15 protein-coding genes are annotated in these 14,954 nt (G+C 69.5%); 5 read left to right on the top strand and 10 right to left on the bottom strand.

Annotated elements, in window-relative coordinates; translation table 11 throughout:
• Positions 1-74 precede the first annotated feature (74 nt).
• Complete coding sequence (locus tag HV798_RS20200; protein WP_025138524.1) at positions 75-764, top strand: GntR family transcriptional regulator; 690 nt, start codon at positions 75-77, stop codon at positions 762-764.
• Between the two features lie 47 nt (positions 765-811).
• On the opposite strand, the gene HV798_RS20205 is transcribed toward HV798_RS20200, so the two are convergent.
• Together HV798_RS20205 and HV798_RS20210 are read right to left on the bottom strand one after the other, a co-directional pair.
• Positions 812-1,249, bottom strand: a complete 438-nt coding sequence (locus tag HV798_RS20205; RefSeq protein WP_175193568.1) for a GNAT family N-acetyltransferase — start codon at positions 1,247-1,249, stop codon at positions 812-814.
• Positions 1,246-2,574: a beta propeller repeat protein gene (locus HV798_RS20210; RefSeq protein WP_175193569.1), complete on the bottom strand. Its 1,329-nt coding sequence runs from the start codon at positions 2,572-2,574 to the stop codon at positions 1,246-1,248. Before HV798_RS20210 ends, HV798_RS20205 begins: the two co-directional genes overlap by 4 nt.
• A gap of 244 nt (positions 2,575-2,818) precedes the next feature.
• On the opposite strand from HV798_RS20210, the gene HV798_RS20215 reads away from it, so the two are divergent.
• Positions 2,819-3,385, top strand: a complete 567-nt coding sequence (locus HV798_RS20215) for a surface-adhesin E family protein (protein WP_025138527.1) — start codon at positions 2,819-2,821, stop codon at positions 3,383-3,385.
• A 78-nt stretch (positions 3,386-3,463) separates the two neighbouring features.
• On the opposite strand, the gene HV798_RS20220 is transcribed toward HV798_RS20215, so the two are convergent.
• The 5 genes from HV798_RS20220 to HV798_RS20240 are packed head-to-tail and all read right to left on the bottom strand — an operon-like array spanning position 3,464 to position 7,976.
• Positions 3,464-4,249 (bottom strand): ABC transporter permease, encoded by a 786-nt coding sequence (locus HV798_RS20220; protein WP_025138528.1) that lies wholly within the window; start codon positions 4,247-4,249, stop codon positions 3,464-3,466.
• Positions 4,246-5,436, bottom strand: coding sequence for an ABC transporter substrate-binding protein (locus HV798_RS20225; protein ID WP_175193570.1), 1,191 nt, complete (start codon positions 5,434-5,436; stop codon positions 4,246-4,248). Before HV798_RS20225 ends, HV798_RS20220 begins: the two co-directional genes overlap by 4 nt.
• Positions 5,426-6,256, bottom strand: a complete 831-nt coding sequence (locus HV798_RS20230; RefSeq protein ID WP_175193571.1) for an ABC transporter ATP-binding protein — start codon at positions 6,254-6,256, stop codon at positions 5,426-5,428. Before HV798_RS20230 ends, HV798_RS20225 begins: the two co-directional genes overlap by 11 nt.
• Positions 6,253-7,422 carry an acyl-CoA dehydrogenase family protein gene (locus tag HV798_RS20235; RefSeq protein WP_175193572.1) on the bottom strand — a complete coding sequence of 390 codons (1,170 nt, stop codon included), beginning with the start codon at positions 7,420-7,422 and terminating at the stop codon, positions 6,253-6,255. Before HV798_RS20235 ends, HV798_RS20230 begins: the two co-directional genes overlap by 4 nt.
• Positions 7,419-7,976: a carboxymuconolactone decarboxylase family protein gene (locus tag HV798_RS20240; RefSeq protein WP_175193573.1), complete on the bottom strand. Its 558-nt coding sequence runs from the start codon at positions 7,974-7,976 to the stop codon at positions 7,419-7,421. Before HV798_RS20240 ends, HV798_RS20235 begins: the two co-directional genes overlap by 4 nt.
• 124 nt (positions 7,977-8,100) lie before the next feature.
• On the opposite strand from HV798_RS20240, the gene HV798_RS20245 reads away from it, so the two are divergent.
• Positions 8,101-9,033: an AraC family transcriptional regulator gene (locus HV798_RS20245; protein ID WP_175193574.1), complete on the top strand. Its 933-nt coding sequence runs from the start codon at positions 8,101-8,103 to the stop codon at positions 9,031-9,033.
• Here HV798_RS20245 and HV798_RS20250 read toward each other — a convergent pair.
• Genes HV798_RS20250 through HV798_RS20260 form a run of 3 tightly spaced genes read right to left on the bottom strand, consistent with a single transcriptional unit; the run spans position 9,030 to position 12,323 of the window.
• Entirely contained in the window at positions 9,030-9,848 is an 819-nt protein-coding gene (locus HV798_RS20250; protein WP_246288985.1) for an alpha/beta fold hydrolase, read from the bottom strand. The genes HV798_RS20245 and HV798_RS20250 overlap by 4 nt on opposite strands.
• A 5-nt stretch (positions 9,849-9,853) precedes the next feature.
• Positions 9,854-11,149: an O-acetylhomoserine aminocarboxypropyltransferase/cysteine synthase family protein gene (locus HV798_RS20255; RefSeq protein ID WP_175193575.1), complete on the bottom strand. Its 1,296-nt coding sequence runs from the start codon at positions 11,147-11,149 to the stop codon at positions 9,854-9,856.
• A gap of 34 nt (positions 11,150-11,183) precedes the next feature.
• Positions 11,184-12,323, bottom strand: a complete 1,140-nt coding sequence (locus HV798_RS20260) for an aminotransferase class V-fold PLP-dependent enzyme (RefSeq protein ID WP_025138536.1) — start codon at positions 12,321-12,323, stop codon at positions 11,184-11,186.
• Between the two features lie 169 nt (positions 12,324-12,492).
• On the opposite strand from HV798_RS20260, the gene HV798_RS20265 reads away from it, so the two are divergent.
• Together HV798_RS20265 and HV798_RS20270 are read left to right on the top strand one after the other, a co-directional pair.
• Positions 12,493-13,518, top strand: coding sequence for an amino acid ABC transporter substrate-binding protein (locus HV798_RS20265; RefSeq protein WP_175193576.1), 1,026 nt, complete (start codon positions 12,493-12,495; stop codon positions 13,516-13,518).
• Position 13,519: 1 nt separating this feature from the next.
• The coding region (locus HV798_RS20270) for an ABC transporter permease subunit (protein WP_175216493.1) at positions 13,520-14,954 on the top strand (1,435 nt) is incomplete at its 3' end.

Consider the following 14,954-nt stretch of genomic DNA (forward strand, 5'->3'; position numbering starts at 1 on the left):
AATACATTAGTGCGTCAGCTAGGGAGAAACCCGCTACACTCCCGTTCCACACGCCTTCACTTGATTTCGCCCTGATGCACAGCCAAAAGCTCAGACTGGACCGCTCGCGACACGCCGCGCCGCAGGTCTTCGAACATCTCCGCGAACAGATCGTCTCGCTGGAGCTGGCGCCGGGCGCCCCGCTGTCGCGCGTGACGCTGGCCGAGGCCTATGGCCTGAGCCAGACGCCCATCCGCGACGCCCTCATGAAACTGGCCGAGGAAGCGCTGGTCGAGATCTATCCGCAGCACACCACGGTGGTCAGCCGCATCGACATCGCCGCGGCTCGGCAGGCGCATTTCCTGCGCCGCTCACTGGAACTGGAAATCGCGCACATTCTGGCGCAGCGGCCCGATCCGCTGTTGATCCAGCGCCTGCAGGCCAGCATCGAGCGCCAGCGGGTCAGCCACGCGAGCGGCCAGTCGCAGCAGTTCATGGACGCCGACCAGGCGTTTCACCGCGACATGCACGAGGCGGCCGGCATGATCGGGCTGTGGCACATGGCGCAGCGCTACAGCGGCCACCTGGACCGCCTGCGGCGCCTGCACCTGCCCGAAGCCGGCAAGGCCGAACGCATCATGGACGACCACCAGCGGGTGCTGGATGCGATCGCCGCGCAGGACGCGCCCCGGGCGCAACAGGCGCTGCGCGAGCATCTGTCGGGCACGCTCAGCCAGGTGGCCGAGATCTGCAAGCGCTATCCGGATTACGTGCTGGCCGAGTAAGGCGGGCGCTGCCTGCAAGCGCCGCCCGTGGCGACGCTATGCGGTAGTCAGGCGGCCCCGCCCGATTCCAGCAGGACATATTCGCCGTCTTCCGACACGCCCGAGCCGATGGCGGTAAAGCCGCAGGCGCGGTAGAACGCCAGCGCGCCGACATTCAGGCGCAGGCACTTGAGCCGGTAAGGGGTAGCAGGCCAGCCAGGCAAGGCGCGCAGCAAGGCTTGCCCCACCCCGCGCCGCAGCCAGGCGGCGTCCACGTACAGGTGATGAATGAAGCTGTCCGGCTCCCACAGCGAGACGAAGCCGGCCAGGCGGCCTGCCGGGTCGAACGCGGCCACGAGCCGTTCGCCATCGGTCTGCGCGTCGAAATCCGCCAAGGCGAACGATCCGGCCGGCTGCCAGGCGTAGGTTCGCTGGCGCGAGGCCAGGAACAGCGCGCGCAGCGCCGGGCGATCGGCGTCGGTGGCGGGCCGTATCGTCCAGGTCACGGCGCGCGACCCGCGTCGTCCAGCGCGTAGCGCAGGATGACGGTCTTGCCGCCCTGCTCGGCGTGCACCAGCAGCCCCGTCCCCGCCGCGTCCAGTCCGAGCAGGCCGCGTTCCTGGTCGGGCGACAGCTGGAACGGGCGCCAGGTGCGGCCCTGGTCGCCGGTGTAGAAGTAGGTGCGGGTGTCGTCGCCGAACGAGAGCAGGTGCCTGGCGTAGGTCTTGACCACCCAGCCATTGCGGCCGAACCAGGCCTGGCCGATCCGGGTGCGTGCGCCGCGGACGGTGGGCGTAGCGGCGACGGCGTGCCAGGTCTTGTCGGCCGCGTCCAGGCGGTAGATGCGGTTGCCGGCCGTCTCGAAAACGGGTTGGCCCAGCAGCACCTGCGACTCGGGGTCCTGCGCCGGCACCGGCGGCGGCGCCGCCGCGATACGGAAGGCGGGTGAAGCGCCGTCCTGGAAGCGCACCTCGAATCGGCGGGTCTCGATGCGCTGGGCCGTGCCCTTGCCGACGCGTTCGCGCCAGCTCCACCCCACGGCCAGGTCGGGCGCCAGCGGATAGAGCGACCAGCCATAGGCCAGGGTGTCGTCTTCGTCGCGGGCGCGGGCGGCCTGCTCGCGAAAAGCCTTGTCGTAGCGGGCCGCGTCGGGCCAGACCTGTTCGCGCAGCGAGATGGCCCACCAGGTACGCGCGCCGTCTTCGCTGTGCAGCAGGCGTTCGCCGTCGGGGCCGTCTTGCAGTGCCACGGCGCGGGTCGGGGTCAGGAATGCGGTGTGGCGTTGCGGCGGGCCCAGGGCCACATCGGGTTCGTAGCGCCAGTTGGCGCCCTGATCGTCGGACCGCAGCGTTTCCGACACCGCGCCCGGCGCGCCCAGGCGGGCATCGCGCGACGGGCCGGCCACCAGATACAGCGTCTGGCCTTGCGGGCCGGCGATCAAGCTGACGCCGGTATCGCCGCCGATGGAACCCAGCAACGCGTAGCGCCCGTTGTCGCGGCCCCCGTAGACCAGGTTGCGGACCTCTCGGGCGGCGGCAGCGCTGCGCAGCGGGCTGTCCGCGTGCGTGGGCAGCAAGGCGTCCAGCACGGGGGCTTGCTGCAGCGGTTCGATGTCGCGGGGGCCGGCGATCAGTTGGCCGGTCAGGAACTGCTGGGCGCCGAAGCGGTAAAGGCGCGTGCGCGAATAACCGGCCAGCGGCGGACCATCGAGCTCGCCGATGACCTCACTGCGGGCCAGCGGCTGGCCCGGCGGGATCTGTTGATACAAGCCGTAGGCCAGCACCCCGGTCACGGCGATGGCGGCCGCGCCGGCCAGCACCCTGATATTCATCGCTATCGCCTCATCTCCCGACATTCAGGCGGCCTGAACACACGCCTGCAACGGAACGAGACTATACAGGGATGACAAGCCCCGGGTGGTAAGCCCCCACGCTGCGCGCTGCGCGCTTGCTGCCCCCCACGGGGGGCTGCCCGGCCTTCGGGCGGCCGGGCGGCCGGGCGGGCGACCGGCCGGGCTTGGCTCACCCCTCTATACTTGGGTGCTAACGATATCGATGTCTCACACGGAACGCCCCATGACAGCACGGCATGCGCATCTCACCCTGGTCCTGGCATTGCTGGCGGGGCCGGCCTGGGCCCAGGCGACGGCCGAGCCGGCTGACGTCTGCAAGGCGGTGACGGTGCGCGAGGGCGATCCGATTCCGGACAATGCCTGCGCGGTGAACATCGTGCCGCGCACGCCCGGCGTCGAAGGCATCGTGTTCGGCACCCCGCCGGCCTGGCAGCCCGTGGATTCGCAGGCCATGCCGGGCGTGTTCTACGACAGCGAATCGATCGCGGCGCTGTCCGAGCGGCCGCTCGTGATGCGGGTGACGGTGGCCTGGTTCTATGCCCAGCCGCGGGTCTCGGAAGCCAACGGCCAGCCCTATGGGTCGGTGACGCAGCCCGTCACGCTGAACTGCAGCAACAACACCTACACGGTCACCGAGACCCAGCACTATGCCGGCCCCAACGCCAATGGCGGGCTGGTGGAATCGATCCCCATTGCCGGCATCGTCAATGCGCCGGTGGCGCGCGACCCGGTGCAGCGCAAGCTGCGCGGGGTGGTCTGCCCGGCAGGCGGCAAGAGCGCACGCAAATAAAAGAAACGGGCGCGCCGGGCGCTCATGCATCGCGATGGCGGGCGGCAACGCGCCCGCAGACCCGCGCGGCGCCCCGCCCTACCCTCGCCAGTACCGATACAGCCCGCGCGCGGCCGCATCCAGCAAGAAGCCCAGCACGCCGATCAGCAGCACCATGGCCATCAGTTCCGAATAGGCCAGGCGGTCGCGCGTGTCCAGGATGAAATAACCCATGCCGGCCGACACGCCCAGCATTTCGCAAGGCACCAGTACGATCCACAGGATGCCGATGGCCAGCCGCACACCGGTCAGGATATGGCCCAGCACGCCCGGCAGGATCACGTGCCACAGCGTTTCCCAACGCGTCGCGGCCACGCTTTGCGCCAATTGCAGCCAGCGTGCGTCCAGCTGCTGCACGCCGGCCGCGGTGTTGAGCACGATGGGCCAGACCGCGGCGAAGGTCAGCAGGAAATAGACCGGGTCGTCACCCACGCCGAACACCATGACAGCAATCGGCATCCACGACAGCGGCGAGATCATGCGCAGAAACTGCATGGCGGGCGACACGGCCGCCTCCAGCCGCCGGTAGCTGCCAATCGCCAGGCCCAGCGGTACGCCGATGGCCAACGCCAGCCCCAGGCCCACCGCGATGCGGCGCAGGCTGACCCACACGTGCATGGGCAGATCGGACCCGGTCAGGAGTTCGCCCAGGCTGACGAACGTCGGCCCCGGCGCGAAGCGGCGCGCCATGCCGCCGGCCGGCGCCAGCACGTCGGTGCCCAGCCACCACAGCGCCAGCAGCGCCGCCAGGCCGGCCAGGCCCAGGCCGCAGCGCGCGGCCAGGCCTTGCCGGCGCGGCAGGGTTGCCCCGGAAGCCGCCGTCACGCCTGCACCGTCTCGGTCCGGCGGTACGAATCCGGGAAGCCGAAACGCTGCAAGCCGCCCGCGGATTCGATGGCGCGCTTGACGAAGCGATCGTCGACTAGCTCGGCGGCGGCGCGGGCCGGGTCCAGACTGGCCAGGAAACCGCGGTCGGCCTCGATCAGCGTGTCGCGCAGGCGGCGCACCAGTTCTTCGGTGTAGCTGGGGAACGGGTACGGCTGGAAGTCGATGCGGCGCTCGTCCCAGTCGGCATGGCGGATGGCGCCGCTGGCCAGGTACTGCTCGCGGTCCGACGGCGGCGGCGCCAGCACCTTGCTCAGCGCCGGCAAGGCGTGCGGCGTGTAGCGGTTGATGCCTTCCTTGGATAGCAGCTTGGCGGTCTCTTCGCGGTTGTCGCGAATCCAGAGCTGGGCCTGGACGATGGCGTCCACCACTTTCTGCGACCACTCGGGGCGCTGTTGCAGGTCCCGCTCGTGCATGAAGACGACGCAGCAGGCATGGTTGCGCCAGATGTCGCCCGTAAAGCGCAGCACCTTGCCCACGCCCAGCGTTTCGGCCACGGCGTTGAAGGGTTCGGCCACGATGTAGCCGGCGATGCGGTTCTGCGCCAGCGCGGGCGGCATGTCGGACGGCGCCATGACCACCAGATTGACCTCGTTCGCCGCCACGGCGGCGTCCTTGCGCGACACGGGCGTCAAGCCGTTTTCACGCAGCAGGTATTGCAGCATGACGTTGTGGATGGAATACCAGAACGGAATCGCGACCGTCTTGCCGCCCAGTTCCTTGACGCTGTTGATGGCCGGGGCCACCGTCAGGCCCGAGCCGCCCACGTGGTTCCAGGCCACCACCTTGGCCGGCACCTGGCTGCCAAAACGCGCCCAGACCGTCATGGGCGACAAGAGGTGCACCACGTTCACCTGGCCGGAAATGAAGGCTTCGATCACCTGTGCCCAGCTGCGCAGCAGCGTGGGCTTTTCGGCCTTGACGCCCGCCTTGTCGAACAGGCCATTGTTGTGCGCCACCAGCAGCGGCGCCGCATCGGTGATGGGCAGATAGCCGATGCGCACGGGCGCGTCGGGCTCGCTTTGCGCCCGCGCATTGAAGGCCGACAGCAGCGGCGCGGCGCCGCCCACGGTCAGCAGGGCCGAGAGTTTCAACCAGTCGCGACGCGACATGTGTTCAAGGCACATCCATAGTCTCCTTGGCGCTTTCAGTGTTGATCGGCCCCAGGCCGCGTACATCCCGCAGCGCGGCGCGCAGGCGGGTCAGGATTTCCAGGCGCAATGCGCCCATTTCCGACAACAGGTCGGCGCGCGGCTGCGGCAGGTCCACCGGCCACGTGCCCAGAATGCGGCCGGGCGCGCCGCCCAGCAGCACGATGCGGTCGGCCAGCAGCAGCGCTTCGTCGATATCGTGGGTGATCAGGACCACCGCGGTATGGAAGTCGGCCACCACCTTGCGCAGCAGCGCCTGCATTTCGCCGCGGGTGACTTCGTCCAGCGCGCCGAAGGGTTCGTCCATCAGCAGCACCGACGGCTGGCGCGCCAGGCAGCGGGCCAGCGCGGTGCGCTGGGCCATGCCGCCGGACAGCTGCGCCGGGCGCAACTGCCGGGCATGCGCCAGGCCGACTTCGTCGATGGCCTGGTCGACCCGCAGGCGGCGTTCGGCGGCGCTCAGGGCGGGCTGATGCTTGAAGTCCAGGCCGAAGGCCACATTGCGTTCCAGCGACAGCCAGGGCAACAGGCTGGGGTCCTGGAAGGCCACGGCCACCCGCGGATGCACGCCGGTCAGCGGCGCGCCTTCCATCAGCAGGGAACCCGTGCTGGCCGCTTGCAGGCCCGCCAGCACGCGTAGCAGGCTGGATTTGCCCGCGCCGCTGGCCCCCAGCACCGCCACCACTTCGCCGCGGTCCAGCGCAAGGTCCACGCCCTGGAAGACGTCGGCGGGCGCGCCGGCATAGCGCAGCGACAGCCCGCTGGCTTGCAGCACGGGACGCGGCGGCGTCGTCATCGGGCGGCCTCGGACGTGGCGCTGCGCGATGCCGCGCCCGCCGATGTGCTGCCCTCTGCCGCGGCGGCCTCGGCCGCCAGACGCGTCTGGCGCTTGGCCAGTTCGGTCTTCAATTGCACCAGGCTGGGCGTGACGATGGGCAGGAACGCGGCCTCGCGCCAGCGCCGCGCAAAACCGTCGCCCGCGGGTTTCAAGTAGGCCGCCCCGCCGCTGGCCTGCAATTCGAGCTGCACCGCCTGGCTGGCAACGTCGGCCAGGCCGATGCGCAATTCGAACAGGCGCCACGGCTCGGCCACGAAACGTTCGCTGCGCACGCCGTCGATGAGGCGTGCGGTCAGGTCGTCGAGTTGGGCGGCCAGCGCTTGCAGCGGTTCGCCCAGGATGCCGCGCGAGGCCTGGCCCTGCCCCGCTTCCTGCGCCGCGCGCAGCGCGCGCCGGGCCAGGCCGATGGACAGGCCACATTGCAGGCCGGCAAAGGCCGGCCGCGCCTGCGGCAGGTATTGCCGTGCGTCCGGATGGATCAGCCATTCGGGGCCGATGCGCACACCGCGTACGTCCAGCGCCGCGGTGTTGCTCGATTGCAGCGCCAGCAGGTCCAGGTCGGCGCTGCGCGCCAGGCCGTCGATATCGTGCGGCAAGGCCACGACGGCAGGCGTGCCATCGGGCGCCGAGACTGCAGCGGCCACCAGGAAACCCTGCTTGCGCAGGTTGGTGACCCAGGGCATGCGGCCGTCCAGCAGCCATTGCCCGCCGTCCTGGCGGGCGCTGATCTGCAGCGATTCGATGCCGCTCAGGAATTTCATGGCGTTCGACAACGCGGTGGCGCCGGCCTGCTCGCCCGCCAGCAGCGGCGCCAGCCAGGTCTGCGCCAGCACCGTGTTGGGGCTGCGCAGCAGGTATTCGATGAAGACGCGCTGGCCCCACGCGACAAAGGCGCTGGCCACGGAGTGTTCGGCCACCTGGGACACGGCTTCGATGGCATCGCCGATGTCGGTGCCCGGCAGGCCGCCCAGGGCCTCGGGCACGCCTTGGCGGAACAGGCCAGCGGCGGCCAGGCGCGGCAGCACGCTGGCCGGGTCCTGGGTGCCGTCGTCCAGCGCGCCGGCGTGCTGGTCCAGCCAGGCCGCGAGTTCCGGCGTCAGCCGATCAGGCTGGCGCGCCGTCATCGGTCGCCGCTCCAGGCGTAGGCGCTCAGCTGCTCGTTCAGCGGCGTCTGCGCCAGGTTGTTGCCGAAATTGCAGACCGTGGCCAGGCCCACGCCGACGATGACTTCCAGGGCATTGCCGTCGGTGTAGCCGGCATCGCGCAGCGCTTGCAGGGCTTCGTCGCTGACGCGGCCACGGGTCTGGATGACGGCTTCGGTGAAGGCGGCGAGCGCTTGCAGGCGGGCGTCGGGCAAGATGCCCTGGGCGCGCAGCGCGTCCACCACTTCGGGCGACAGCTTGGCCTTGTTGCGGGCCAGCGCCGTATGGCCGGCCACGCAGAAGGTGCAGCCGTGGCGCGTGCCGGCCACCAGTTGCACCACTTCGCGTTCCTGCAGCGTCAGCCCGGCGCGGGCGTTGATCTGCGACAGGGTCTGGTAGGCTTCGAGCGCGACGGGTGCGTTGGCCAGCACCCCCAGCAGGTTGGACAGGTAGCCGGCGCCCTGCTCGGCCGCGGCCAGGGCGGCGCGGGTGGGTTCGGGCGCACTTTGCGCGGTGTGGACAGTCAAACGGGCCATGAGAGTCTCCTGGAAGACGTTCGATGAAAACACGATTGTGCGGCCGCACCGCGAAGCGCGACAATGCACGGGGATCGCAAGCTGATGCTCGATCTTATCGACTTTCAGCAATGCCCATATAACCATGCCATCTACTGCCCCCCCGAACACCGACCAAGCCGCCGTCGACGCCCTGCTGCTGTCCAGCCTGGAGGTGCAATCCAGCTTGTATCACCTGGGCCAGTATTGCGGCAATTGGACGGCCAGCACCAGCGGCCGGGCGCGCGCCAGCTTTCACCTGATCCTGCACGGACGTTGCCGCGTCGACCTGGGCGGCGAGCAGGCGCCGCTGACGCTGTCGGCGGGCGATGGCGTGCTCTTCCTGCGCGACGTGCCGCACGCGCTGACCCCGCTGGACCCGCCCGAACCCGGCGCACCCGCCTGCCGCGCGATGCAGCCGCTGGCCCCGGCCCAGCCCGATGGCACCGGCCTGGCCTGCGGCTTTTTCCAGTTTCGCCCCGGCCTGGCCGACCTGCTGGCCGACACCCTGCCCGACGTCCTCTTGCTGCGCGCTGGCGATGCACGCTATGCCGGTGCGCGCGGGGTGTTCGACCTGATCCTGGGCGAAACCGCGCGCGAAGGCGGCGCGTCGGCCGTGGTGCTGGAACGCCTGACGGACATGCTGATCTTCTTCATGCTGCGGCATCTGGCCATCCACGACCGCCAGGCCTACGGCCTGTTCGTGCTGGCGCGCGACCCGGCCATGGCGGGCTTGCTCCAGGCCATCCTGGCGCGGCCCGAAGACGACTGGAACCTGGACGACATGGCACGCCACGTGCATATGTCGAAAGCGACGTTTCACCGCCGCTTCACGCTGCACAGCGGCACCACGCCCGCGCAATTGCTGCAATTGCTGCGCATGCGCGTAGCGCGGCGCTTGCTGTCGCAAGGCGTGGGCATCCAGGATGCCGCCGAACGCGTGGGTTACCGCTCGCAAGCGGCGTTCAGCCGGGTGTTCCTGCGCACCGAGGGCGTGGCGCCCTCGGCCTGGAGGAAAGGCCTTAAACCCGGGGCTTAAGACAGCCCCAGCAGCAGATCGGCCAACAGCGCCGGGTGCGTGATGTGGGCCTCGTGGGGCGCCGCGATGTCGACCCAGTTCCAGCCCGGCTGCGACTTCACCAGCTTGCGCGATTCTTCCAGCACCGGCAGTTCAGGCTGGGTGCAGTGGATGTAGGTGCGCGGGCGGCCGTTGCCGATGGGATGCTTGAGCGTCAGCGGCGTGGTGTAGCTGGCCAGCGGATGCGCGGTCAGGCGCCGCTTGACCCACGCTTCGTCGGTACTGCCCGGCTTGAATCCCCAGGCCGCGGGCAGCGGATCGGGAATCGGCACGGCCAGGCCGTTGGTGGCCTTGGACGCCGCCGCGATGCGGGCATCGGCATCCGCCTTGGGATACACCGAAAACGCGTTCTGGCCGCTTTGCAGCACGATCGAGTCGAAGTACACCAGGTGCGCCAGCCGCTCGGGAATGCGATCTGCGACACCCGAGATCGGAATGCCGCCGAAGCTGTGGCCCACCAGGATGACGTCGTTCAGTTCTTCGGACTGGATCACCTGCACCAGGTCTTCGACGAAGGTGTCGATGGTGATGGCCGGGTTCAGCAGATGCGCGCGGTCGCCCATGCCGGTGAAGCTGGGCGCATAGACGCGGTGACCGGCGGCCTGCAGCCGGTCGGCCACCGGCCGCCAGCACCAGCCGCCATGCCACGAGCCGTGCGCCAGCACGTAGGTCTTGGCGCGGGCGGCTTGCGGCTGGGCCGCGATGGCCGGGGCTGCGGCCAGCGCGGGCAGGCCCGCGGCCAGCTTCAACAGGTTTCTGCGGTGAATCATCGTCATGCCGTTCACACCTTGGCCAGGGCCTGGTCCAGATCGGCCAGCAGGTCGTCGATGTGCTCGATGCCGATGGACAGGCGCACGGTTTCTTCGCGCACGCCGGCCTTTTGCAGCTCTTCGGGATTCAACTGGCGGTGGGTGGTGGACGCCGGGTGGGTCGCCAGCGACTTGGCGTCGCCGATGTTCACCAGGCGCGTGAACAGCTGCAGCGCGTCCTGGAAGCGCGCGCCGGCTTCGCGGCCGCCCTTCACGCCGAACGTGAACAGGCCCGGCGCCTTGCCGCCCAGGTACTTCTGCACCAGCGCGTGGTCGGGGTGGTCCGGCAGGCCGGCGTAGTTGACCCATTCGACCTTGGCGTGTTCGCGCAGGTAGCGCGCCACCTTGACGGCGTTTTCCACGATGCGGTCCACGCGCAGCGCCAGCGTTTCGATGCCTTGCAGGATCTGGAACGAGTTGAACGGCGAGATCGCCGCACCGGTATTGCGCAGCGGCACCACGCGGGCGCGGCCGATGTAGGCGGCCGGGCCGAAGGCTTCGGTGTAGACCACGCCGTGGTAGCTGACGTCGGGTTCGTTCAGGCGCTTGAAGCGGGCCTTGTGCTCGGCCCAGGGGAACTTGCCCGAGTCGATGATGGCGCCGCCCAGGCTGGTGCCGTGGCCGCCCAGGTACTTGGTCAGCGACTGCACCACGATGTCGGCGCCGTGTTCGATGGGGCGCAGCAGGTACGGCGACGGCACGGTGTTGTCGACGATCAGCGGCAGGCCATGGCGGTGGGCCAGTTCGGCCAGCGCGGCGATGTCGGTGATGTTGCCCAGCGGGTTGCCGACGGACTCGGCGAAGATGGCCTTGGTGCGGTCATCGATCTGCGCTTCGAAGGCGGCCAGGTCGCTGGGGTTGGCAAAGCGCGTGGTGATGCCGTACTGCGGCAGCGTGTGCGCGAACAGGTTGTAGGTGCCGCCGTACAGCGTGCTGGACGAGACGATGTTGTCGCCGGCTTCGGCGATGGTCAGGATGGCGTAGGTGACCGCGGCCTGGCCCGAGGCCAGCGCCAGCGCGGCGATGCCGCCTTCCAGGGCGGCCACGCGCTGTTCCAGCACGTCGGTCGTCGGGTTCATGATGCGGGTGTAGATGTTGCCCGCGACCTTCAGGTCGAACAGGTCCGCGCCGTGTTGCGTGTCGTCGAATGCGTAGGCCACGGTCTGGTAGATCGGCACGGCCACGGCGCGCGTGGTCGGGTCGGGACGGTAGCCGCCATGCACGGCAATGGTTTCAAGCCGCCAGTCGGGCTTTTTCGCTTCAGTCATGTGTCTCTCCTTGAGATGCGTGATGGTGGGGGGATCAGGCGGCGAACCCGCGCGCGGCGCGCAGGATGCGTTCGATGTCCCCGTGATTGTTGTAGGCGCCGACGGACAGGCGCAGGTAACCATACTCGACAATGCTGGCCACCACACCCTCGCGGGCCAGGTGCGCCAGCGCGGCGGCCGGATCGGCCACGCGTACGGCCGTGGTGGTGCTGCGCAAGGCGTCGTCGGCTGGGGATACTACCTGCAGCCCCAGTGCGCGTAAACCATCGCTCAATGCCGTGGACAGTTCCATCACCCACGGTTCGATGCGTTCAGGCTGCGCCCATTCAATGAGATCCAGCGCGCCGGCCAGGCCGGCGATACCGGGATAGTTCAGGTTGCCCGATTCCAGGCGGCGGGCATCGCCCGCGTCCGACACGGCCACTTGCCATTGCAGGCCGTCCTTGCCCAGCGTGGTCACTTCGGACGGACCGATGTAGAGCGGGTCCAGCGCATCCAGCAGGCGCGGCGACACATGCAGAAAGCCCACGCCCAAGGGGCCCAGCAGGCCTTTGTGCGCGCCGCTGGCAAAGGCATCCACGCCCCAGGCATCGACCTCGGCGCGCAACAGGCCCGCGCCCTGCACGCCATCGACCACCAGCCAGATGTCGCGTTCGGCGCAGCGCCGGCCGAGCTCGGCGATGTCGGTGCGCAGGCCCGTGCCGTACTGCACCCATGACACTGCGATGAGCCGTGTGCGGGCATCGACGTGCTGCCACAGGTCGTCAACCGTATAGCGGCCGGCGCGCGACGGCGGCACGCGCACCTGCACGCCGCGGCGGCGCAGATTGAGCCACGGCAAGGCGTTGGTGGGATGTTCCTGGTCGTCGACGATGAGGTTGTCGCCCTCTTGCCAGGCCAGGCCTTGCGCGACGGTGTTCAGGCCTTCGGTGGTGTTCTTGGTAAAGGCCACGCGGCGCGCGTCGCCGCCGATCAGGCGGGCCAGGCGCGGGCGCAAGGCTGCCGCGTCGCGCAGCCATTGCGGCTTGTCGCTGCGGGCATGCGTGATGCCGTCAAAGAAGTCCGCCACCGCAGCGGCCACCTTGGGCGCCAAGGGGCTGGTGTAGGCGATGTTGGCGTAGGCCTTGTCGCGTGTGATGGGAAACAACTGCCTGAATTCGTCCTGCCAGCTCATGCGCGACCTTCTTCGTCTATGCAACTTGGTATGGACGGATTCTAGGTATATGACGCGAATCTGGATAAGGCTAAGTTCTCATAACCATATGACCATATAGTCGCTCGCCGCACGGGTGCGCCACCCTAGAATTCATGCCTTTCTTGCATACAACGAATACGGGAACGGCATGCGGTTGATCTCTCTTCTCAAGACCGCCGGCGTGGCGGCGGCGCTGGCTTATGCCGGCGCATCCACGGCAGGCGTCACGGTCGACGCCATCAAGAAACGCGGCGAACTGGTGTGCGGCGTGAGCCAGGGCTCGGCGGGCCTGTCCATTGCCGACAAGCAGGGCCGCTGGACGGGCCTGGATGCCGACCTGTGCCGCGCGCTGGCCGCCGCCGTGCTGGGCGATGCCGAGAAGACCCGCTTCGTGCCGCTCAGTTCGCAGCAGCGCTTTCCGGCCCTGCAAGGCGGCGAGATCGACGTGCTGAACCGCAACACCACCATCACCTCGGGCCGCGACGCGGGCCTGGGCATCGTGTCCGCCGGCATCGTGTTCTACGACGGCCAGGGCTTCCTGGTGCCGCGCAAGCTGGGCGTGAAAAGCGCGACCGAGCTGGATGGCGCGCAGGTCTGCGTACAGCCGGGCACTGTCAATGAACAGAACCTGGTCGACTACTTCAAGAAGAACAAGCTCACCTATCGCCCCGTGGTGATCGAGAACCTGGTGGAGCTGGAACAGGCCTTCTACGCCGGCCGCTGCGACGTCTACCTGTCGGATGCGTCCACGCTGGCCGCCAGCCGCGCGGCGCGCGCCGCCAATCCGGACGACTTCGTCATTCTGCCCGAACGCATCAACAAGTCGCCGCTGGGCCCCTTCGTGCGCCAGGACGATCCGAACTGGACCGCGATCGTACGCTGGACGGTGAACGCGCTGGTGGCCGCCGAGGAACTGGGCATCACGTCCAAAAACGTCGACAGCCAGGCGCAAAGCACCGATGCCCAGGTACGCCGCCTGCTGGGCCTGGACCCGGGCATCGGCAAGAGCTTCGGCCTGGACGAAGGCTGGGCCCGCAACGTCATCAAGGCGGTGGGCAATTACGGCGAAGTGTGGGACCGCAACCTGGGCGCGGCCACGCCGCTCAAGCTGGAGCGCGGCCTGAACGCGCAGTGGAACAAGGGCGGGCTGCTGTATTCGCCGCCGTTCCAATGACATGATCGCCACCCTTGCCCTGCCCGGGAGCCCCGCCCTGCGGCGCTGGCTGCCCGCCCTGGCCTGGACCCTGGCGCTGGGGGGCATGGCCGCCGTGCTGATCCTGCACATCGAATCCGTGCAGGCGGCGCGCGGCATCCGCGGCGGCTTCGGCTTCCTGTTCCAGCCGGCGGGCTTTCGCATTTCGGAAAGCCTGCTGCCGGTCACGCCTGAAGATCCGTACTGGATGTCGATTGCCGCGGGGCTGGTCAATACGCTGACGGTGGCGTTGGTGGCCATCCCCGTGGCGACGCTATTGGGCATCGGGCTGGGGCTGCTGCGCCTGTCGTCGCAGCCGCTGGCCGCGCGCACCGCCGCGGCCATCATCGCGCCGCTGCGCAACACGCCGGTGCTGCTGCAACTGTTCGTCTGGTATGGCCTGCTGCTGCGCCTGCCGGATGCGCGTCAGGCCTGGCAGCCATTTCCATCGGTGCTGCTGTCCAATCGCGGGCTGGCGCTGCCCGCCCTGCACGGCTGGCTGCCGTATGCGCTGGCGGCAGTCGGCGCGTTGCTGGCCGGCTGGCTGGCGCATCGTCAGTGGGGCCGCGAGGTCGGATCCCGCTCAAGCCGGCTCGCCCAAGGCGCCACGTGGCTGCTGCCGCTGGCGTTGGCCCTGGCGGCCTGGACGCTGCTGCCGCCGGTGCAGGTCGATCTGCCCGTCCGGCGCGGCCTGGGCCTGCAAGGGGGCTGGCAGCCCAGCATCGAATTCGCCGCGCTGGCCATCGGCCTGATCGTGTTCCATGCCGCCTACATCGCCGACATCGTGCGCGCCTCGGTGCGCGCGGTGCCGGTCGGCCTGGTGGAAGCGGGCCAGGCCATGGCGCTGACCCCGGCCAGCGTCTTGCGCCGGGTCATCGCGCCCTACGCCGCGCGCGTCGCCCTGCCGCCGTACGCCAACCAGTGTCTGGCGCTGGTCAAGAACAGCACGCTGGCGATTGCCCTCGGCTACCAGGAACTGATGGCCGTGATCAACACCGCCATCACGCAGACCGGCCTGGCGCTGGAAGGCATTGCCCTGGCAGTCGCCGTGTACCTGGGCCTGGCGCTGGCGCTGGGCGGCGCCCTGTCCGCCTGGAACGCGCGCCATGCGCGCCACGGCCCCGGCGACAGCCACGGCGCCCGCCTGGGCGACCGGCCAGGCCTGCCGCTCCTGGGCGGGGATGCGCGCCGTGCACCCCCCTGGCGCCGTTGGTTGGGATCGGCCGTGGTGGCCGTGCTGCTGGCCGCCGCTGCCTGGGCTGTCCTGGATTGGGCCGTGCTGCGCGCGGTGTGGCACGGCGCCCCGGCCGAGTGCGCCGCGGCCGCCGGCGCCTGCTGGGCCGCGGTGACCGACAACGTGCCGCTGCTGCTGTTCGGCGCCATGGCGCCAGAGGACCGGCCCCAGGCCCTGGTGGCTT

Source organism: Achromobacter deleyi, from assembly GCF_902859705.1.
Taxonomy (GTDB): Bacteria; Pseudomonadota; Gammaproteobacteria; order Burkholderiales; family Burkholderiaceae_B; genus Achromobacter; species Achromobacter deleyi.